The organism is Saccharibacillus qingshengii, from assembly GCF_013185195.1.
GTDB classification, from domain to species: domain Bacteria; phylum Bacillota; class Bacilli; order Paenibacillales; family Paenibacillaceae; genus Saccharibacillus; species Saccharibacillus qingshengii.
In genome coordinates, this window is record NZ_JAAZWC010000037.1 from 1 (window position 1) to 18,393 (window position 18,393).

The window sequence follows — 18,393 nt, forward strand, 5'->3', positions numbered from 1 at the left end:
CCTTTGGATTTATTCTGTTCTTATCCTAAACCCAAATCGGTTTATCTTCCATCTTTAGTTTTAAAACACGCCCTAGTTTAACAAAAAAACGGCGGCAAAGGGTGAGGGATTGCAAAACCTTGTTCCAAAGCTGTCGATTTCCGGCCCGAACGGAAGAAAATAAAGCCGGCGAAATGGGAATTGAATCTTTTAACTGGGAAAAAGACGGAAAATAACACTTCGAAATGTGTAATTTTTTTGTCGAAAAAGGCCGATAAACGGCTTAGAGGCACCGGGAATGGGCCATAGCGATGAGAGGGGATACGAAAAATGAAGAAAATCAAGGCTGAAGACCCGAACATAAAGACGGACAAGAACTTGAAAGGACCGGGGGGGGGCCAAACGGGTTTCTCTGAAAATCAAACTGCCGCTGCTGATCAGTCTGCTGACCGTTGTGGTTCTGCTGGTCTGCAGTACGGTCACGTATATGTTCGGAGCGGATCTGCTGACCAAGAAGAGCAAAGACGAAGTCAATGCGAACGCGGACCGGATTGGGGAAAGTTTGTCGACAACGGTTGACCTGGAAGTCCAATTGGCCGGAGCTTTATCCGTCTCGCCGGCCCTGCGGGACCTGCTGACCCTGAGACAATCCGGTACGCTGACGGACGACGCTTTCTTCGCTCCGAGCAACAAGCTGCTGACCCAGGCCAATGCGATGTTCAAAGAAACGCAGGCCGGATCGAACGGAATCGAATCAATGATGGTCGCCGATCTCAAAGGAACGGTCGTTGCGGGCAGCAATCCGGATTCGCTCAAGGGCGACCGTTCGGACCGCGAGTATTTCCAGAAAGTCACCGAAACGGGAGCCCCGTTCGTGAGTGATGCCATCGTCTCCAAGACGACCGGCAATCTGATCGTCGTGTTCGCCCAACCGGTCAAGTCGGGTGCAGGCGAACTGCTGGGCGTATCGATCAATACGATTGCGGCCGACTTTTTCGTAAGCAAGCTTCAGGATATCCATATCAACGCCGAAGGGTTCATTACCGTAACCAGCCGCGGCGGTACCGTCATCTATAATTCGAAAGACGAAACGATGATCGGAAAGCCTTACGAAGCGGAAGGATTCGAGAATCTGACTGCCGCCGATACGAAAGGCCAGATTATCCAGGGCAGCGTGAACAACGAAGACTCGTATATCCGCTACTCCAAAATTCCGGTAGCCGATTGGGTCGTTATCGTACAGGATTCGTATGCCGATATTCAACGTCCGCTCGGCGATCTGCTGAAAAGCATGCTGGCTTCCCTCGTGGCCTCGGTTCTGCTGGCTGTCGTAGTGGGAACTTTTATCTCGCGCAGCATTACGAATCCGATTGCGCGTCTGACCGGTCTGTTCAAAAAACTTGCCGACGGCGATCTTACTGTACAGGCGGACGGCAAATACAAAAACGAATTCGCGGATCTCGCGGACAGCTTCAATACCATGGTCGACAGCAACAAGCTGCTGATCGGACAGATGAACCATTCGATCGAAGTGCTGAATACCAACACTGCCGATCTGGAACAGACTTCGCAGAACACGGCGCGTTCGATCGGCGAGACATCCGTCACGACGATGGAGATCGCCAAAGCGATGGAATCGCAGTCGCATGATACGGAGCGGATCGTCGGCCGGTTCTACGGTATCGGAGACCGGATCGAATCGCTTGGACGCAAAACGGAAGATATTCAAGGCAGCGCGGATTCGATCGGTCGGGTCTTCGAAGCGAGCAGCGTGGTCGTCAGCACGCTGATCGATATCAACTCCAAGAACGAACAGGAAATTCAGAATATTTCGTCGACGACCGAGATGCTGGCGGAAAGTTCGCAGCGAATCGGACAGATTACGGACGCGATCAACCAGATTTCGGCGCAGACCAACCTGCTGGCACTGAACGCTTCGATCGAAGCGGCCAGAGCGGGCGAGCACGGCCGCGGCTTCGCCGTGGTAGCGGACGAAATCCGCAAGCTGGCCCAGCAGTCTTCGGATCAAGCCAACGAAATCGGCGGCATTATCCGTCAGACGCTGGAGCAGGTCGACAAGAGCAACGAGAGCGTCGGCGCGATCCGCGAGATTTCTTCGACGCAGAACGATTATGTCGATCGGACGCGTCAGGCTTTTGAAGAGATTACAAGCAGCGTAACGTCGATCACGACCCAAATCCGCGATATGGCGGTCGAATTCAAAGCCATGGAACGCGACAAAGACGATGTACTGGAAGCTTCGCAAAGTCTGTCGGCTTCCGGCGAAGAAGTGTCCGCTTCCGTCGAAGAAGTAACGGCGACGGTGCAGGAGCAGTCCCATATGGTCCATCATCTGGCCGATATGGTGCAGAGCATCGAGCGTCTGACCCACCAGTTGGGCGAAGCGGCCGCAGGATTCAAACTGTAAGCGCAGAAAGCAAAAGAAAAAGGATCCGCGTCTTCGGACCCGAGGAAGGACGAAGACGCACGGGGGAGGAAGCTTACTATGCCCATTACGCCAATCGACACGACAAGAAAAGCTTCCCGTATCGCTCCCGTCCAGCCGGTGCAGCGTTCGCAGGCTGCGGGGCTGCGCTTCAAGCTGCCGGGAACCGATCCGTTCTCCCGCAAAGCCCAGCCTCATCGCAAAAGCTCGTACAACCGCAGTATCACCGTGCATGAAGACGGCTGGATTCGCCAATACGGCATCCTGCCGGACGGCACGCGCATTCTGCTCAGCGAAGAACGCGAGCACGAACGGCATACGCTTCCGCTGCCGCATGCCGACATGCGCATAGCCGCCGCAGTTGCCCAGCCGGCTCCGCAGCACGACCCGGAATCCAGCATAAAATCCAGCGCAGAGAAACTGCAGGCGCTGCTGGACAACTAACACCTATAGAGGTCCTCTTCCGCGGCAGCGTGGAAGGGGACCTTTTTGGACTGAATGAACGGGACATCCCATTCGCTTCAACTTCGGCGCGAACAAAGCAAATAAATGCGAGGCAACCGTTATTTTGCGCAAACAGCCGGTTTTTATAGAAATAACTGCAGGAGAACTGTTAATTGGACTTTTAAGGATAAATAAGGCCGAATTTCGTTTCAATAACGGTTCCTGTGCAGTTATTTGCGTCCACTGCTGCAGAAGATGGGATTTAACTGCTTTTGAGACGTTATTTCCGCGCGAACCCTCTCCGTAGTCATAGATACCCAAATGCCGCGCTGCTCAGCGCATAACGGACAACCCGTTTGTTTTGCGCGCCGGACTCGCCCAATAATATGTGCTGCTCACAGAGGCTGTGCAGGATACAGACCGCCGTCCGGTGGCCAACACCGAGATGCCGGCACACGTCGATCGGCCGGATCGGACGACCCAGCGTGCAGGCCAGTCGTACCGTTTCCCGTTCCGCACCGGAATAGCGGGAGGCGGAGCCGCGGGCTGCCGCTTGATATCGTCCCAGCACCATTCGCAGCAGCGTCACGCAAAGATCCGGCTGCTGGGCTACATCGTCGTAGGCGAATGAGATCACCTGGAATCCCATCGCGGTCAGAAACGTTTCCCGGTTCAGCTCACGGCAGAACTTCCGGCGGTCCATATCCCGAATGTGGGGGCCGAAGCCTTTGATCTCGATGGCGAGTTTGGCGTAGGGCGTAATCCATACAAAGTCGCAAAAATAAGGCTGACCGCGCCAGTCGGTGACTTCGTATTCCGGATGCAGCTGATCGAAATGCTGTCGCAGCGGCCACCATACGTTTTGACAAAACAGCTTTTCGGCTTCGCGATGCCCGCGCAGCAGGCGGTCCCGGCGCTCGCCGCTGCGTTCTTGCAGATGGGAGTCGAGAAAGAGCCGATGTGCCGATTCGAAAAGGGTAGATGTGGAATTCATAAATAAGCCTCCTGGATATTCAAATTCGGATAAGCGCACAAAAAAACGTCCCGACTCGTTCCCTGAGGTAAACAGGAAAAGAGCGGGACGTTCTTCGTCGCCGAGGATCGGAGGAAAAAAATGCCGTATACGTGGAACGGTTTTTTCCTGCCGATGCTGTTCAGTTAGCGTTATTGTAAAACGAAACAGCCGGAAACTCCAGCGCGTTCTTGCCCGCTCCCTTTCTCACATCTCCCGCCCTACACCCTACAGCCGATGATTCGCTTCCGCGTACCGCCCGGGCGGCATGCCTTTGTACTTGCGGAATACCCGCGCAAAGTATCCGGCATCTCCGTATCCGACGCTGCGCGCGATTTCCTGAACCGTATGTCCGCCGCTGCGCAGCATCGCTTCGGCTTCCTGGATACGGAGCATATTGACGTATTCCGTCAGCGTGCATCCTGTGGAACGCTTGAAGACGTGGCAGAAATACGTCGGCGTCACACAGCAGAGTCCCGCGGCCTTCTTAACGTCGATCGGCTCGCGGAAACGTTCGCTGAGATGCAGCAGCAGGGGATAGACGACGCTGTCCGTTCCCGCGCCGCTCCGATCGGCTTGTCCCGCCGCTGCGCCCGAACCGGACCGGTGCCCGCCAACGTCGCCGCCCAGGCTTCCGGCTCCCGCCGAATCCGGCTCGCCGCCTTGAGCAGCAGCGGTCCGGGCGGCGCTCTCCGATCCGCGCAGCGCCAAACCGAGGGCGGCCAGCAGCGCGGCTTTGACCAGCAGTTCGTAACCCGGCTCGCAGGCTGCGTATTCGGATACGACCCGCAGCAGCTGCAGCCGCAGCTCTTCCGCGGATTTTTTTTCGTAAAAAGAACGCAGCGCAAGCTTCCCTTCCAGCAGCGGCCGTACGTAGCGCGTCTCCGTATGGTCGAGCGCGTGATTGCGCAGCAGCGCTTCGCCGAAGACAAGCGCCTGCAGCCGGCTGCCCGCTTCGAGCGGGAACGCCGCATGCAGCTGCTTCGTGTTGACGAACGCGCAGCCGCCCGCCGACAGTTCGCGCAGTTGGCTGCCGACCTGCACACTGAACCGTCCGTCCGTCACGACGATCCACTCCAGATGTTCGTGCCAATGCGGCGGAATACAGAACATGTCGGGATCCGATTCGCAGATAAGGAACACGTTCAGCGGAAAAGTACGATCCGGAATATCCGTATGTTCGCGGCGCCAGGTTTCCGGCGGCGCGGCGGAATCGCGGGAGACCTTATCGACAGCCCCGGAAGCGTCCAAACCGGAGAAAGCCGCGGTCGCGCCGCCGGATCGGCTGGAGATTTCTTGCGCACGGCGGATCGGGGATGAAGCCATCATGAATGCCCTCCTTGTGGGAACCCTGTATTCGTGTAGTCGAACAAAACGTAATCCAGTCCTCTATCTTCGTATTCTGCGCTCTGCCGGACAATCCTTTTTCCCGCTTATAATTGTATGCAAGAAAGATAGCGCTTCCACGCGGAAAAAGGAACAGCATAATCCAATCCTATCCCTAGCGGGTCTTCCGATTGTGATCGAAGCCGCACTGCCGGAGATGCCGAGACTTTCCGCGCAGTCGATAACCCCGGTCAACCCGGGCAAAGGAGGCACTACCCTTATGCTGTATACCCAAGAGAAAGCCCTGATCTGGACCTACGACCACGAGACGCTGCGGATCGAACCGTGGGGACCGAATGCTTTTCGCGTGCGGGCGTCCAAAGACAAGCTGCATGACGACGATTGGGCGCTGCTGCCGGCGGGAGAACCTTCCGCGAACGCGGCGGTGAAGATATCGGAAGACGGCCGAAGCGCATTTATCGTCAACGGGAAGATCCGGGCGGACGTCGAGCGGGACGGCCGGATCACGTTTACGGACGAGAGCGGCCAAGTGCTGCTGAAGGAAACGCAGAAAACGTACCAGCTCAAATCCGGCGGGCGCGATATCGTGCCGATTCCGGGTACGCGCGATTATGAAGTGACGCTGCGGTTCGAGTCGCATCCGGACGAAAAGCTGTTCGGGATGGGGCAGTACCAGCAGTCGCTGCTCAATCTCAAAGGCTGCCGCCTGGAGCTCACCCACCGCAACAGCCAGACCAGCGTCCCGTTTCTGCTATCGGATCGCGGCTATGGCATGCTGTGGCATAACCCGGCGATCGGGCAGGCCAGCTTCAACGTCAACGTGACGGAATGGGCGGCCAAGTCGACCAAGCAGCTCGATTACTGGATCGTCGCGGGCGACACGCCGGCGCAGATCGAAGAAGCGTACGCCGACGCCGCGGGCAAAGTCCCGATGATGCCGGATTACGCGATGGGCTTCTGGCAGTGCAAGCTGCGCTACCGGAGCCAAGAAGAACTGCTGGGCGTCGCGCGCGAGCATGTCCGGCGGGGAGCCAAGCGACGACATGTACGCGGAGCAAACGCAGCTGGGCGTCGCGCGCGAACATGTGCGGCGGGGCCTGCCTATTTCGGTGATTGTGATCGACTTTTTCCATTGGCCGAACCAGGGTGACTGGACGTTTGACGAAGCCTATTGGCCCGACCCGGAAGGCATGGTGCGTGAGCTGCGGGAGATGGGGATCGAGCTGATGGTGTCCGTATGGCCGACCGTGCAGACGGAGAGCTTGAACTACGGCGAAATGGTGGAAAAAGGCTATCTGGTCCGCACCGACCGCGGTATCCGCACGCAGTTCCAGTTTCTCGGACAAAACGAAATCTTCGACGCCACCCATCCGGGAGCGCGGGAGTTCGTCTGGGAGCAGATCAAGCGGAACTATTATGACAAAGGCATCCGGCTGTTCTGGCTGGACGAAGCCGAGCCGGAGTTCGGAGTGTACGACCACGATATTTACCGCTACGACGCGGGTCCGGCGCTGCAGGTCGGCAACTGGTATCCGAGCCAGTACAGCCGCACTTTCTATGAAGGGATGACGGGAGCAGGGCAGGAGAACGTCATCAATCTCGTGCGCAGCGCCTGGGCGGGCAGCCAGCGTTACGGGGCGCTTGCGTGGTCCGGCGATATCGCGTCGACGTTTGAAGTGCTGGGTCACCAGGTGCGGGCGGGGCTGAACATGGCAATCGCGGGCATTCCGTGGTGGACGACGGATATCGGCGGGTTCCACGGCGGCAACCCGGACGATCCGGCGTTCCGGGAATGCATCATCCGCTGGTTCCAGTACGGCACCTTCTGTCCGGTCATGCGGCTGCACGGCGATCGTTCGCCGTACCGCGAAGCGGATACGGGATTGCCGGGCGGCGGGCTGTGGGGCAGCGGCGCGGACAACGAAGTGTGGAGCTACGGGGACGAAGCGTACGGCATCTTCGGGGAACATATGCGGCTGCGCGAACGGCTGCGCCCTTACCTGACGGAGCAGATGGAAGCCGCGCATCTCAAAGGCACCCCGCCGATGCGCCCGCTGTTCTACGATTTCCCGGACGATTCGGCGGCTTGGGACGTGGACGACCAGTTCATGCTCGGCCCCGACCTGCTGATCGCACCAATCCTGCAAGCTGACGTCCGCGGACGCGACGTCTATCTGCCGGCCGGGTCGAAGTGGACCGACGCGCACAGCGGCGAGACGCTCGACGGCGGCCAGGCGATCTTCGCGGACGCGCCGATCGAGCGGATTCCGGTCTATCTGCGCGGCGGGGCGAAGCTGCCGATCCGGGCAAGCGCGGAATAGGAGAAGCGGCGGAACGCGGTTTCGAACCGTCTTTTTGCGTCGGAAAAGAAGCTCCCGGCACTCTTTCTTTCGCTTATGTTCGTTGATATACTTAGAACGCGCATCGGCCGGACGACCGTTCGGCCAACCAATCGAATGAACCGAGGAGAGAAATTATGACACAGAAGTACAATGTAGAAACAGATCAGGCCAAAAAATTGTTCATCGCTACCGTCGGCGGCTTTTTCCAGATGAGCGACGCAGAAGGATTTGCCCTCAAGTTTATGCAGGAAGGCAGCCAGATCAAGACGAGCGAGTATACGCTTGTCGTTAACGCTTACGAACTGGCTACGGTCAAGCAGGATCTGCTGGACATGCTTGAGCAGGCGTTCCAAATGTACATGACGCTTGGCTTCAAGAAAATCTACATGGTCGAATCCAAATCGGCGATTACGAGTATGCAAATCCGCAAAATCGCCGAGAAAACGAACTTTAGCGGCGTGCTCGTCAAAAGTATGGACGACGTCAAGTAAACCGGATTTGGTCTCCGGCCAAAACGGTAAAAAAGCTGCCCTGAAACGCTTGTGCGTTCTCGGGGCAGCTTTTTTAGCATATTAGCATGAATGCAGGCATGAATAGAAGTCGAAGAATCGGACGATTCCGAAAAAGAATCAGAACCGGTACAAGCAGGCGCCCATCACGTAGCCGAGTCCGACCGAGCAGATCACGAGCTTGTCGCCCGGCTTGATCCGTCCGGCTTGCAGCGCTTCGTTCAGAGCGAAGATCGGGCCGGTCACGCCGGTATAGCCGTATTTGTCGCCGACGTAGATCTGCTTGCCAGCATCGACGCCGAGCAGGTCCAGCGTCTTGAGATTCTCGGCGAGCGAGAGCTGGGAGAAGATGAAGTGATCGACGTCTCCCGGCGCAAGGCCGTGCTTGGCCAGCAGGCCGGTGATCAGCCCCTGCCATTTGGCGGAGAAGAAGCTGACATCCACTTCTTTGTGGTAGACTCTTTTTTCGGATTCGGGGATCGAAGCATCGAGCATGCGCGAATGGCCGACGTTTGGATACAGTGCCGTGTCCGTGATGATCGATTCCGTATAGAAGTCGGCGTCGACGAATCCAGTCTGCGCTTCGTCTTCTTCGCCGAGCTCCAGAATGATTGCGCCGCCGCCGTCCGCGAAGGCGGAGAACATGATCGGCTCCTTGTCGCTGGCCGCTTTGCTGACGGATACGCCGCCGGCGATCAGGGCGTACTTGATGCCTTTGGCTTTCATCATGATCGAGGCCTGGTCGAGCGCGGAGATGGCTCCGATGCAGTTGGCGTTCATGTCGTAGACGAGATGCGCGTTCGGCGTATTCAGCCGTTCATGCAGCATGACCGCATTCGTCGGGTACGTATATTCGGGCGTGTCGGAGATGAACATGATCATCTGGATGTCCGACGGCTGCAGTCCCGAACGCTCAAGCGCCTGCTCGGCCGCGAATTGGGCCATCGTCAGCGAGTTTTCGTCGGGATTGTTGCGGCTGAGGTAACGCGTTTCTTTGCCCAGATGCTCAAGCAGGCGGGTGATGTCGTTGTTGTCGCGTTCCATGAAGAAGTTAATGAAGTATTCGTTGTCGAACCGTTCCTGCGGGTGGTACATGCCCGTACTTCGAATCGTGACGGAAAGCTGAGGCGTTTGCAGCATCGTGTCATCTTCTCCCTTATGAATCTGTATATGGACCGAACGGTCAAAGGTCCGGCAATCTATTATCGGTTAAAAAAGAATCAAAATGAAGGGAAACAGATAGACGGAAATGTGATTTCGGATCAGGGCGAAGTTCGGTTTCCCTTTAGTTTCCGTTCAGATTCTTTTTGGTCTTCTTTTGGTTTTCTTTTAATGAAGGCGGTTGCATCCGGTAAGAATTATCGTTAATATTTAATCGAATGATTAATAGGAAACGAACTTTCTTAGACGGTCCAAGGCGGCAGGGCGATCGACCTGCGCGGCGTCGGCCGATCGGCGGAACGTGTCGTCCTTTTGAGGAGGATGTATCGATGAAATACCGGAATCTGGGGCGTACCGGCCTCAAAGTGAGCGAGATCGGACTCGGCAGCTGGCTCACCTACGGCACGGCCGCCGAGCAGCAGGCGGCGGACGCGTGCATCGAAGCGGCGTTTGAACAGGGGATTAATTTCTTCGACACGGCCAATGCGTACAACCGCGGCGAAGGCGAGAAAGCGATCGGAGCCGCTCTGGGCAAATACGAACGTTCCCGCTATGTGCTCAGCACCAAAGTCTTTTTCCCGATGGGCGACGGGCCCAACGACCGCGGATTGTCCCGCAAACATATCATGGAGCAGTGCGAAGCCAGCTTGAAGCGGCTCGGCACGGATTATATCGATGTCTACTTCTGTCACCGTTACGATAGCGAGACGCCGGTCGACGAGACGCTGCGTGCGCTCGACGATCTGACGGCGCAGGGCAAGATCCTGTACGCCGGCGTCAGCGAATGGACCGCTGCGCAGATCACGGACGCGGCAGGCATCGCGGAGCGCCGGAACCTGCGGCCGCTGGCTTCGAACCAGCCGATCTACAACCTGTTCGAACGGTATATCGAAGACGAGGTGCTGCCGGTCTCGGCTGCCGCCGGCCTGGGCCAGGTCGTCTTCTCGCCGCTTGCGCAGGACATCCTGACCGGCAAATACAAGCCGGGCCAGCAGCCGGCCGCCGGCACGCGCGGCGCGGACGATACGGTCAATCAGGTCATCGGCAGCTACCTGCGCGACGATGTGCTGAACGTGACCCAGGAGCTGAACGTTCTGGCGGAGCAGCAGGGGATCAAGCTGTCGCAGCTGGCGCTGGCCTGGGTGCTGCGTCAGCCGGGCGTCAGCTCGGCGATCATCGGAGCGAGCCGCCCGGAGCAGGTGCGCGAGAATGCGGAAGCTTCCGGTATGGTGCTGAGCGAAGAGACCCTGACGCGAATCGAGCAGATCATGGAGCCGGTAAAAGACTTCGCGCCGGCACGCTGATCCTGCCGCGAATCCGGCATACGAAGCGTCGTACACGGAATACGCAGTAATCGGTAAAGCCCGACCGCGGAGACGATTCCGCAGTCGGGCTTTGTTGGTGTGCGTTCTGAGTGTAGGGCTTCGGCGCAGCTGCAGCTTGTGCGCGGCGCCGATCAGCCGGGATTTCTGTCGGGGTACTGCCGTTCCTGCCGGCGTTTCTGAATCGCCGCCAGCAGTTTGCGGATCGCGCGTTCGGGACGAAGCCCGATCGGAAGACGTCCCGCGCCGCCGCGGATCAGCTCGGAGAGGTCCGCACACAGCGCATCCAGTTCTTCGAGCGTGGCCCGCTGATCGCGGTCGGGAATAAAGCGCGCTTCGCTTCGGTCGGACCATCCGGGGAGCAGCCGGTTCAATGCCGCATCGCGCGCTTTGTCCGCAGCCGACTGGGGAACGGCCGTCCGCATCTGTTCGTGCGCGGCGATACCCTGGAGAAAAGGGAACTTTTCCGGAGCTAGCAGTCCGCTTTGCTCGGAGGCGCCGAGCATCCGGTACAAACTGCCGTATGCGCCGGCCAGCCGGTGCTGGGCCCGCTCCAACTCCAGCGGCAGCGTGGCGGGATAGCGCTCCCGGCTGCCGCTGCGGTCCACGGAGCTTGGTCCGCGGCGCAGCAGCGCGGCAATATGATCGGCGGCTTCCGCCAGTTCGGCGAGTTTGGCCGCGCACCGTTCCCGGCCTGCCATCCGTTCCTGACGGGATCTGCGCTGAATCAGCATCAGTACGCTCGTCAGCAGAAAAGCGGCGGCTCCCGCAGCGATCGCTTCTTTGCGGTCGCTGCGCCGTTTCGCGGCCCATCCGGTCGGCTTGGGTCTATTTTCTTGGACAGGATGAACGTCGATCGGCTGAAGCCTTCCCGATTCCGGCAGATTCATCGGATGTATGCCTCCTTTGCCCTTACGGGTTCACAATCTTCGCCCGCAGGCGAATATCGGGGTCCGTTAGACGGCTGCGGACACCCTTACTTTCATTTCACCCGGAATAGAGGGAAACAATCTTTCGCGGGGGGTTTATTTTGACAAGCCAAATGCAGATATATAACAAAGACGCATTCAATCGGATCAAAGGAGATACGCACATCATGGGAAAAGGGTTAAAAATGCTGTTGGCTGCGGCGCTGACGGCAGGCATATTCACTACGGGTGCACTGCCCGGAGCGGCGGTACAGACGGCTTCCGCTGCGGCTTCGGCCAAAACGTTCGGCTATTCCGACCCGGCAGCGGGACGGATCTACGTCCCGATCCGGGTGCTGAGCGATTTTGCGGGAGCGAAGATCAACGGGACTTCGGCAGGCAAACTTCAACTGATCAAAGGCAAACAGCGGATTCTGCTTCAGACCGGACGCAAAAAAGCGGAGATCAACGGCAAAAAAGTAAAACTCGACGCGGCGCCTTTTGCTTATGGAGGCGTGACGTATGTACCGCTTGGCCTCGCGGCCTCCCACCTGGGTCTGAATGTAAAATGGGACGAGTCGACGTCTTCGATGCGGATGACAAACGGCGAAGATGCCATGGATCTGCCCGTGATCGAACGCGGTTCGCTGACGGATCGTCCGGTCACTTACCGGCAGCAGGTGTTCTACGTCGGCGCTTCCGCGTTCCGCGCCCATATCGTCACCGTGCAGCTGATGCATCCCCGGGTCTCGCTGGACGCCGCTTTTGCCCATCACCGGGCGGGTACCGTGCAGAATCTGAAATCGATCGCCGCACAGAACGGCGCTTACGCCGCCATTAACGCCACCTATTTCGACGCTTACAGTTCGGCTGTCTACCGGGCGCCGTACGGCTATCTGGTCAGTAAAGGCGACGTCAAATTCGTCAACGGCGGCACCGATCTCACCGTATTCGCCTACGACCGGAACCAGCTGGCCCGCCTTATTCCCGGACTGCAGTTCGGCAAAGCCTTCGAAGCGGGGCAGGTCGAAGGCGCCGTGCAGGCCGGACCGCTGCTGGTCAAGAACGGACGCGTAGCGGTCAATGCGGTCAAGGAAGGCTTCCGCGATCCCGCCATCCTGCGCGGCCGCGCGGCGCGCAGCGCAATCGGCATTACCCGGAACCACAAGCTGATCATGGTCACCCTGCCGAGCGCTTCGATGCCCCAGCTGGCGCGAATCATGAAGCAGGCCGGCGCTTACCAGGCCATGAATCTGGACGGCGGCGCTTCAAGCGGGCTGTACCTGAACGGCAAATACGTGACCAAGCCGGGCCGCAAAGTCAGCAACGCCCTGCTGGTCAAGGTCAAGAAATAAAGCCCGCGGCCGGAACGGATTTCTCCCGCAGCCGGCAAGCTTCTGTAACGAAGAGGAATTTCCCGGCAGCCTGACAACGAGCTCCAAAGCATTCTTTTCTTCATCCACTGGGAGCTTTGACAAGGTTAAACGTTTCGCTCCGTACAGAAATTTTTGGCAAGCAAACTTCCGGACTCACTCAGCCTTTTAACCTAATATTACTGGGACTTTTTGCCGATAAAAATCGGGTAATCCAGAAAATTCTGCGGGGATGTGAACGTAGTGAAAGATTCGAAACAAATGCGTGAAGAAGATCTGCGGCTCAAAAACAGACTGGTGTTCTACTCGTTGGCCATTACGGTACTGCTGGCTCTTGTGATGTACATCTCGGTCGACATGGACACCACTTCCCGGTATCTGCTGATCGCCGGGGATCTGTTTACCCTAGGCACGGTCGGATTCCTGTACTTTGCACGCAAAAAAGAACGGGCAATCGGTTATGTGGCGCTGGCCATGCTGGCCCTCTCCCACACGGCCGCCAACATCATTGTGCCGAGCGTGGTGAACATCGTGCCGGTCTATCTGCTGCTCGTCTTGTCGCTCGTCTATATGCAGCGCGCTCCGCTCTACACGGGATTTGCAGGCTCCGTCCTGCTGCTGGCCGCTTACTTCTACAGAGGCGACGCTTACGGCATGGAGCGGGACCATATGGTCGCGCACCTGATCTTCTTTGTGATTATCAGTGTGATTCTGTTCAATTTCCAGCGCATCGCCGACCGCATGTTCCAGCAGTTGGCCGAGACGCAGCAGCGTACGCAGGAAGTGCTGGAACGGACCGAACGCCAGAGCGTTTCGCTGCGCGAAAACGTCCGCGTCGTGTCCGACAATATGGAAGTCGTCTCGTCGGGCAGCGAGGAAAATGCCGTCTCGTTCGACGAAATGCATATTGCCGTTCAGGAAGTGGCGCAGGGGGCCGTCTCGCAGAATGAATTGCTGGCCGGGATGACCGAGTCGATCCGCATCAGCGGCGAACAGCTCGGCGGTATGCTGGCTTCGCTTGGACAGCTGCGCGAGAAGAGCGAAACGGCGGCGGATTCGTCCCATCGCGGCGACGAGATCGTCGGCGGTCTCTACCGCCTGATCGGCGAGTTCGAAGCCCAGGTACGCACCGCTGCCGAAGAAGTAAACGGACTGGCCGAGCAGGTCTCGTCGTCCTCGCAGCTGATCGGCACGATTCAGGAAATCTCGTCGCAGACCAATCTGCTGTCGCTGAACGCCAGTATCGAAGCGGCGCGTGCCGGCGAATCCGGCCGGGGCTTCGCCGTTGTCGCCGACGAGATCCGCAAGCTTGCCGATCTGTCCGCCAAGGCGGCGGAGCAGATCTCGGGCAATCTGACGCTGGTCGGCGGCCACTCCAATACGACGCAGCGCAGTATGCAGACCATCGCGGTCCGGATGCAGGAATGTATGGGCATGGTGGAGGAGACGCGCGACGTGTTCACCTCGATCAGCTCGTCCGTCGAAGAAGTGAGCGAGTCCGTGAACCGCTACGACGGCATGATCGGCACGGTCCGCGTCTCGTCGGAAGAGATCGAACGTTCGTCGGAGAGTCTGGCCGCGATCAGCGAACAGTCCACCGCCGCCATGCAGGAAGTCTCCGCTTCATTGACCGAACTGGTCCGCAAGAACTCCGATATTCTGGACCGTATCCGCCACAACGAGACGGCGCTGCGCAGTATGGCGGCCGAAGCGTTGGAAGACGAATCGGACAACCCGCAGGCTCTGTTGGGTTGAACGTTCTCCTAAGCTCCTCCGGATAAAAAAAACCAAAAGCCCGCTGCCGATTCCTCGGTTGGCGGGCTTTTGGGTAGGAAGAGGGAAGAGCTCAGCGCTTGGTGTATCCGGCTTGACGGCAGCGGCGGGATTCAGCGGCATTCGCCCTGCACCGTCATCCGGCCGTCTGCTCCGAGCACAGCCGTCAATTCGCCGCTGAGACTCTCCGTGTAGCCGCAGATCGTGTCCCGGTACGTTCGGCCTTCGCTGTCGACGGCTTCAAGCACCAGAGCGCCGGCGCCCTGCACCTCAAGCTCCGGGCGGATACTGCGGCTCTCGCCGCTTGGAATCTTCCGCTCGTAGGCATATCTCGATTCCTGACCGTCCAGGAAAAGGTCAACCGACAGGAGCTGCGCGCCGGAGCGGTTATCGAGCGTGACGACAAGCGGACGCATATCCCGAAGCAGCGGGAACAGGATGAAAATAACGAAGATTGCCGCAGCGACTCCGAATGCCGCAAGCAGCAGCAGAAGAATCCGTTTGGGGCGGCGGGCCGGATTTGGGTTGGGATGTGCGGATGTCATGGCGGTTTCCCTCCGTAATCGTAATGAGGCGGTCTGCCCCTAAGAGGAAGACGGAGGATCGGCCGGAATTGTAGCACCGATTCGATCCGTTATACCGAAGTTATAAATACGTCACCCCGCCGTAAATGGCAAACAGCACACAGATACCGCCGATCCAGCAGAGCGTGACCAAGTGGCGGCGGGTGTCCGGCAGCAGCTTTTTCTCCAGCAGCATAAGCGCCGTACCCAACACCAGCAGAAGAGCGAACGCGATCAGGTCAAGCTGATAAGAGGGAAGCCGGAGCACCACCATCCCGATCAGCAGCGCCGACGCAAGGATCGCCAGACTGTACGTATACACCTTGCCGCGCGGCAGATCAACAAGTTTGCGCTGATCCGGTCCTGTTACGATAAACACGGGAAGCACGAAATTGACCAGCAGAACAAGAAGGGCATTGCCCAACAGAATAATAGGGAAGGTAGACGGATTCATCGAACGTTCCTCCTTTCTTCAGCCGAGCAGATCCCCGATATAAAAGAACGCCGCCAGACCCACCATCAGCACGGCCATGATCCCCGACTGCCAATGTTCTCTCGTTTCCCGGGCAGAAAAGCGGCAGCCGTCAGTCCATAATAAGTCCGTTTGGTCCGGGCATCTTCAAACGTCGGTTTCCCCCGCACGATCAGCAGCTGCAGCAGCATGGCGACAACAGCCAGCAGGCTGAGAATAAGAATAAAAGGTTCCTGCATCTGGTTCGACCTCCCTGTACGGCAGAAATAGATGAATCAGTCAAGCTGCGGAGGCGTTCACACCTGCGGGACGAGCAGCATATAAGCGGCAATTGCGACAATCATAACGCCAAAAGACAAAAGTGTCGCCAGATGTCTTCGCGTAGCCGGCAGATATTTCTTCTCCAGGAGCGCCTGCGATAATCCGAACAAAGCCACAATACCAAGCGCCGCGGCCAGGAAGAACGGTTGACTGGCGCCATAAATAATTAAGACAGTCAGTGCGGCGGCCAAGATCAGATTGATCCCGAACATAAACAGCTTCGGAGTGATCCGATCCAGATCCATCAGCGTCCGCCGATCTTCCCCGCGAACGATCCGCCAGTTGAAAAAGATCCGCGCCGCGAAGATCACGACCAGGATAATCAAGTTGGAATAGTTGGACATACAATCACCTCTATCTTATAAACGGTGGAACAAGGGGATGGGTTACAAAAAATAAAGGCTCATATACATAGTTCCCACATATTAGCTAATCAAGTTACAATCAGATACAGATGGAAGACAGCTTTTGGCAAAGGAGTTCTTTATGGCAGACAAAGTTATGGGCACAGACAAAATCATTCGTATCTTCAACATGATCAACGCGATTCAAGCCAATCCCGGCATCTCGGCCGCTGATTTGGCTCTGAAATGCGACGTCAATATCCGCACGATCTACCGTGACCTGGATCTGCTGAGCATGATCGCCCCGATCACCAACGAGGGAAGAGGAACAGGTTACCGGTTTATGGGCAAGTTTTTTTTGTATCCTCTGAATTTTACGGAGCAGGAAGCGCTGGCCTTCTCGCTGCTGCCTTCCATGGTTGATCCGGACAAGCTTCCGCCAGGGTTTGAGACTGCTTATGACAAAGTCATGGGTACGCATCGCAAAGAAAAATCGCAGCAGAACCGTATGCTTGAGGACATCGCGGATATTATTCAGATGGGCACACCGGCTTACCGAAAAGAAAGTCCGAGTTTTGTACAGCCCATTATTCAGGCCATCTTGGAAAGTCGGACGATCGATACGGTCTACCATACGCAGTACCGGGACGAGACGACGGAGCGATCGGTCGATCCGTACTATCTGATCCCGCGGGAACAGCGCTTTTACCTGATTGGCTACTGTCATCTCAAGCAGGCAATCCGCACGTTCCGGATCAGCCGCTTTCAAAAGGTAGAAGTTACGGAACGTTCCTTCGATAAAAAAGGATTCAACGTCCGGCAGTATTTGAAAAATACGTGGTCTATCGATCGGGGGGACAAAAACATTCGGTTCAAAGTCCGCTTCTCTTCAAATGTAGCCCGGTATATCAAGGAGGAAGAGCTGTTTGTCCATCCCTGGATGAAAGACCTGCCGGACGGGGGCCTGCTGTTCGAAGTGACGGTCAACAACGAAAAGGAATTTGTCGAATGGATTCGGAGATACGGACCGGATGCGGAAATTCTGGAACCCGCCTCTGTGCGGGAAAAGATGAAGCTTCAGCTGGCGGAATGGATGGAACTGTACAAATAGCACGGCAGGGTTTATTTACGTGAAACATCGTCGTCAGGATATTTGCAGCAGTCCGGCCAGTCCGGCGAACGGATTGTAGCGCTCCTCCGTTTCTGTGGAGAAGACGATTTCGGTCGCATACACGGCTTCTTCCGCCGCATTGTTGGTCTCCAGCTTCACGAATGGGTAGAGGAGACGGAACAGCTTGGCCGTATTAAAAGCATCGTCGATCGCTCTATGCTGGCTGCCGAGGAACGAGACGTTCTCCGCTTCCAGTGCTTTAGAGAGTCCGCGGCGCTGACGAGAGCTGGATCCGGGTTCTTTCAGTTCCGTATAAGCAAGCTGCAGGTCGTTATAGTTGCGAATCCAGCTTACGTCCATGCCATGGCGGCGGCATTCGCCGGTGAGCTGGTATTTGTCTTCTTTGCTCCAGGCACACAGGTGATATTCACCGTCTCCAAGCCACGTCTTGAAAGCGTCGATCGCTTCTTCAAAGCGGGGAGCTGCGTCAGCCTGTTCCTGGGTAATCCCGGTAAACTCGGTCGTCAGCCTTGAGATAATCGAACGGGACGGCTGGACGTAGGAGTGAAACAGATCATTCATATACAGCGTGCCTTCTTGATCCGCCAACAGCTCGATTGCCCCGATCTCCAGCGTCTCTGCCAGGTGCTTCTGGGTACGAAGAACAGTGAATTCCAGGTCGAATACGATATATTTCATCTCTGAATCTCTCCTCTATTTTGGCTTGGACAGGCTTGATAAGGTTATTTTAAACAAGAGTTGTGACAGCGTGCTGTCTCGAACGCTTGTTTGGTGGCAGGGGAATGTCGGAAGACCGGATTATACTGGAATCAGGAACCAGGAATTCAGCTAATCGCGCCTGCAATGTCGAACAGTCTCTGGGCGCTATCGATCGTGCTGCTGACGGGGACCTACGCTATCGTTTCTGGAGCGGTCCGATGGAGAATCGCCAGGCAGGCGCAAGCA

18 protein-coding genes are annotated in these 18,393 nt (G+C 57.2%); 9 read left to right on the forward strand and 9 right to left on the reverse strand.

Annotation, left to right across the window (positions count from 1 at the left end; translation table 11 throughout):
- Nucleotides 1–433: 433 nt before the first annotated feature.
- Complete coding sequence (locus tag HRQ60_RS21265; protein WP_343044781.1) at nucleotides 434–2,407, forward strand: methyl-accepting chemotaxis protein; 1,974 nt, start codon at nucleotides 434–436, stop codon at nucleotides 2,405–2,407.
- 78 nt (nucleotides 2,408–2,485) lie between these two features.
- Complete coding sequence (locus HRQ60_RS21270) at nucleotides 2,486–2,869, forward strand: hypothetical protein (protein WP_172199993.1); 384 nt, start codon at nucleotides 2,486–2,488, stop codon at nucleotides 2,867–2,869.
- A gap of 307 nt (nucleotides 2,870–3,176) precedes the next feature.
- Here HRQ60_RS21270 and HRQ60_RS21275 read toward each other — a convergent pair whose 3' ends face one another.
- Nucleotides 3,177–3,863, reverse strand: coding sequence for a DUF559 domain-containing protein (locus tag HRQ60_RS21275; protein ID WP_172199996.1), 687 nt, complete (start codon nucleotides 3,861–3,863; stop codon nucleotides 3,177–3,179).
- 246 nt (nucleotides 3,864–4,109) lie between these two features.
- A complete protein-coding gene (locus HRQ60_RS21280) occupies nucleotides 4,110–5,210 on the reverse strand; it encodes an AraC family transcriptional regulator (RefSeq protein WP_172199999.1) in 1,101 nt (366 codons plus the stop codon).
- 277 nt (nucleotides 5,211–5,487) lie between these two features.
- Here HRQ60_RS21280 and HRQ60_RS23940 point away from each other — a divergent pair, with 277 nt between their 5' ends.
- From HRQ60_RS23940 to HRQ60_RS21290, 3 genes are all read left to right on the forward strand, one after another.
- Entirely contained in the window at nucleotides 5,488–6,378 is an 891-nt protein-coding gene (locus tag HRQ60_RS23940; protein WP_281358153.1) for a TIM-barrel domain-containing protein, read from the forward strand.
- Nucleotides 6,272–7,549 (forward strand): TIM-barrel domain-containing protein, encoded by a 1,278-nt coding sequence (locus HRQ60_RS23945; RefSeq protein WP_281358154.1) that lies wholly within the window; start codon nucleotides 6,272–6,274, stop codon nucleotides 7,547–7,549. Before HRQ60_RS23940 ends, HRQ60_RS23945 begins: the two co-directional genes overlap by 107 nt.
- Before the next feature lie 155 nt (nucleotides 7,550–7,704).
- A complete protein-coding gene (locus HRQ60_RS21290; RefSeq protein WP_172200002.1) occupies nucleotides 7,705–8,061 on the forward strand; it encodes a hypothetical protein in 357 nt (118 codons plus the stop codon).
- Between the two features lie 138 nt (nucleotides 8,062–8,199).
- Here HRQ60_RS21290 and HRQ60_RS21295 read toward each other — a convergent pair whose 3' ends face one another.
- Nucleotides 8,200–9,219: a 3-oxoacyl-[acyl-carrier-protein] synthase III C-terminal domain-containing protein gene (locus HRQ60_RS21295; protein WP_172200005.1), complete on the reverse strand. Its 1,020-nt coding sequence runs from the start codon at nucleotides 9,217–9,219 to the stop codon at nucleotides 8,200–8,202.
- Between the two features lie 350 nt (nucleotides 9,220–9,569).
- Between HRQ60_RS21295 and HRQ60_RS21300 the strand changes: the two genes are divergently transcribed.
- Nucleotides 9,570–10,544: an aldo/keto reductase family protein gene (locus HRQ60_RS21300; RefSeq protein ID WP_172200008.1), complete on the forward strand. Its 975-nt coding sequence runs from the start codon at nucleotides 9,570–9,572 to the stop codon at nucleotides 10,542–10,544.
- Between the two features lie 152 nt (nucleotides 10,545–10,696).
- Here the strand turns inward: HRQ60_RS21300 and HRQ60_RS21305 are convergent, their stop codons facing one another.
- A complete protein-coding gene (locus HRQ60_RS21305; protein ID WP_172200011.1) occupies nucleotides 10,697–11,452 on the reverse strand; it encodes a hypothetical protein in 756 nt (251 codons plus the stop codon).
- 206 nt (nucleotides 11,453–11,658) lie between these two features.
- Here HRQ60_RS21305 and HRQ60_RS21310 point away from each other — a divergent pair, with 206 nt between their 5' ends.
- Nucleotides 11,659–12,825 carry a phosphodiester glycosidase family protein gene (locus HRQ60_RS21310; RefSeq protein ID WP_172200014.1) on the forward strand — a complete coding sequence of 389 codons (1,167 nt, stop codon included), beginning with the start codon at nucleotides 11,659–11,661 and terminating at the stop codon, nucleotides 12,823–12,825.
- 261 nt (nucleotides 12,826–13,086) lie between these two features.
- Nucleotides 13,087–14,598, forward strand: a complete 1,512-nt coding sequence (locus tag HRQ60_RS24050; RefSeq protein ID WP_172200017.1) for a methyl-accepting chemotaxis protein — start codon at nucleotides 13,087–13,089, stop codon at nucleotides 14,596–14,598.
- A gap of 131 nt (nucleotides 14,599–14,729) precedes the next feature.
- Here HRQ60_RS24050 and HRQ60_RS21320 read toward each other — a convergent pair whose 3' ends face one another.
- The 4 genes from HRQ60_RS21320 to HRQ60_RS21335 all read right to left on the reverse strand — a co-directional run bounded on the left by HRQ60_RS21320 (nucleotide 14,730) and on the right by HRQ60_RS21335 (nucleotide 16,316).
- The gene (locus HRQ60_RS21320) at nucleotides 14,730–15,161 is read right to left on the reverse strand and encodes a hypothetical protein (protein WP_172200019.1); all 432 of its coding nucleotides are present in this window, start codon (nucleotides 15,159–15,161) and stop codon (nucleotides 14,730–14,732) included.
- Between the two features lie 100 nt (nucleotides 15,162–15,261).
- Complete coding sequence (locus HRQ60_RS21325) at nucleotides 15,262–15,633, reverse strand: hypothetical protein (RefSeq protein ID WP_172200021.1); 372 nt, start codon at nucleotides 15,631–15,633, stop codon at nucleotides 15,262–15,264.
- A gap of 65 nt (nucleotides 15,634–15,698) precedes the next feature.
- Entirely contained in the window at nucleotides 15,699–15,890 is a 192-nt protein-coding gene (locus HRQ60_RS21330) for a hypothetical protein (protein ID WP_172200023.1), read from the reverse strand.
- A 57-nt stretch (nucleotides 15,891–15,947) separates the two neighbouring features.
- Nucleotides 15,948–16,316, reverse strand: coding sequence for a hypothetical protein (locus tag HRQ60_RS21335; RefSeq protein ID WP_172200025.1), 369 nt, complete (start codon nucleotides 16,314–16,316; stop codon nucleotides 15,948–15,950).
- Between the two features lie 142 nt (nucleotides 16,317–16,458).
- On the opposite strand from HRQ60_RS21335, the gene HRQ60_RS21340 reads away from it, so the two are divergent.
- Nucleotides 16,459–17,427 (forward strand): helix-turn-helix transcriptional regulator, encoded by a 969-nt coding sequence (locus tag HRQ60_RS21340; RefSeq protein WP_172200026.1) that lies wholly within the window; start codon nucleotides 16,459–16,461, stop codon nucleotides 17,425–17,427.
- A gap of 33 nt (nucleotides 17,428–17,460) precedes the next feature.
- Here the strand turns inward: HRQ60_RS21340 and HRQ60_RS21345 are convergent, their stop codons facing one another.
- Nucleotides 17,461–18,126: a 3'-5' exonuclease gene (locus HRQ60_RS21345; RefSeq protein ID WP_172200028.1), complete on the reverse strand. Its 666-nt coding sequence runs from the start codon at nucleotides 18,124–18,126 to the stop codon at nucleotides 17,461–17,463.
- Nucleotides 18,127–18,393: the final 267 nt, after the last annotated feature.

What these genes read in the sequence shown, in the direction of transcription:
- HRQ60_RS21270 (WP_172199993.1), top strand. Translation starts at nt 2,486, where the DNA reads ATGCCCATTACGCCAATCGACACGACAAGAAAAGCTTCCCGTATCGCT.
- HRQ60_RS21275 (WP_172199996.1), bottom strand. Translation starts at nt 3,863, where the DNA reads ATGAATTCCACATCTACCCTTTTCGAATCGGCACATCGGCTCTTTCTC.
- HRQ60_RS21280 (WP_172199999.1), bottom strand. Translation starts at nt 5,210, where the DNA reads ATGATGGCTTCATCCCCGATCCGCCGTGCGCAAGAAATCTCCAGCCGA.
- HRQ60_RS23940 (WP_281358153.1), top strand. Translation starts at nt 5,488, where the DNA reads ATGCTGTATACCCAAGAGAAAGCCCTGATCTGGACCTACGACCACGAG.
- HRQ60_RS23945 (WP_281358154.1), top strand. Translation starts at nt 6,272, where the DNA reads ATGTACGCGGAGCAAACGCAGCTGGGCGTCGCGCGCGAACATGTGCGG.
- HRQ60_RS21290 (WP_172200002.1), top strand. Translation starts at nt 7,705, where the DNA reads ATGACACAGAAGTACAATGTAGAAACAGATCAGGCCAAAAAATTGTTC.
- HRQ60_RS21295 (WP_172200005.1), bottom strand. Translation starts at nt 9,219, where the DNA reads ATGCTGCAAACGCCTCAGCTTTCCGTCACGATTCGAAGTACGGGCATG.
- HRQ60_RS21300 (WP_172200008.1), top strand. Translation starts at nt 9,570, where the DNA reads ATGAAATACCGGAATCTGGGGCGTACCGGCCTCAAAGTGAGCGAGATC.
- HRQ60_RS21305 (WP_172200011.1), bottom strand. Translation starts at nt 11,452, where the DNA reads ATGAATCTGCCGGAATCGGGAAGGCTTCAGCCGATCGACGTTCATCCT.
- HRQ60_RS21310 (WP_172200014.1), top strand. Translation starts at nt 11,659, where the DNA reads ATGGGAAAAGGGTTAAAAATGCTGTTGGCTGCGGCGCTGACGGCAGGC.
- HRQ60_RS21320 (WP_172200019.1), bottom strand. Translation starts at nt 15,161, where the DNA reads ATGACATCCGCACATCCCAACCCAAATCCGGCCCGCCGCCCCAAACGG.
- HRQ60_RS21325 (WP_172200021.1), bottom strand. Translation starts at nt 15,633, where the DNA reads ATGAATCCGTCTACCTTCCCTATTATTCTGTTGGGCAATGCCCTTCTT.
- HRQ60_RS21330 (WP_172200023.1), bottom strand. Translation starts at nt 15,890, where the DNA reads ATGCAGGAACCTTTTATTCTTATTCTCAGCCTGCTGGCTGTTGTCGCC.
- HRQ60_RS21335 (WP_172200025.1), bottom strand. Translation starts at nt 16,316, where the DNA reads ATGTCCAACTATTCCAACTTGATTATCCTGGTCGTGATCTTCGCGGCG.
- HRQ60_RS21340 (WP_172200026.1), top strand. Translation starts at nt 16,459, where the DNA reads ATGGCAGACAAAGTTATGGGCACAGACAAAATCATTCGTATCTTCAAC.
- HRQ60_RS21345 (WP_172200028.1), bottom strand. Translation starts at nt 18,126, where the DNA reads ATGAAATATATCGTATTCGACCTGGAATTCACTGTTCTTCGTACCCAG.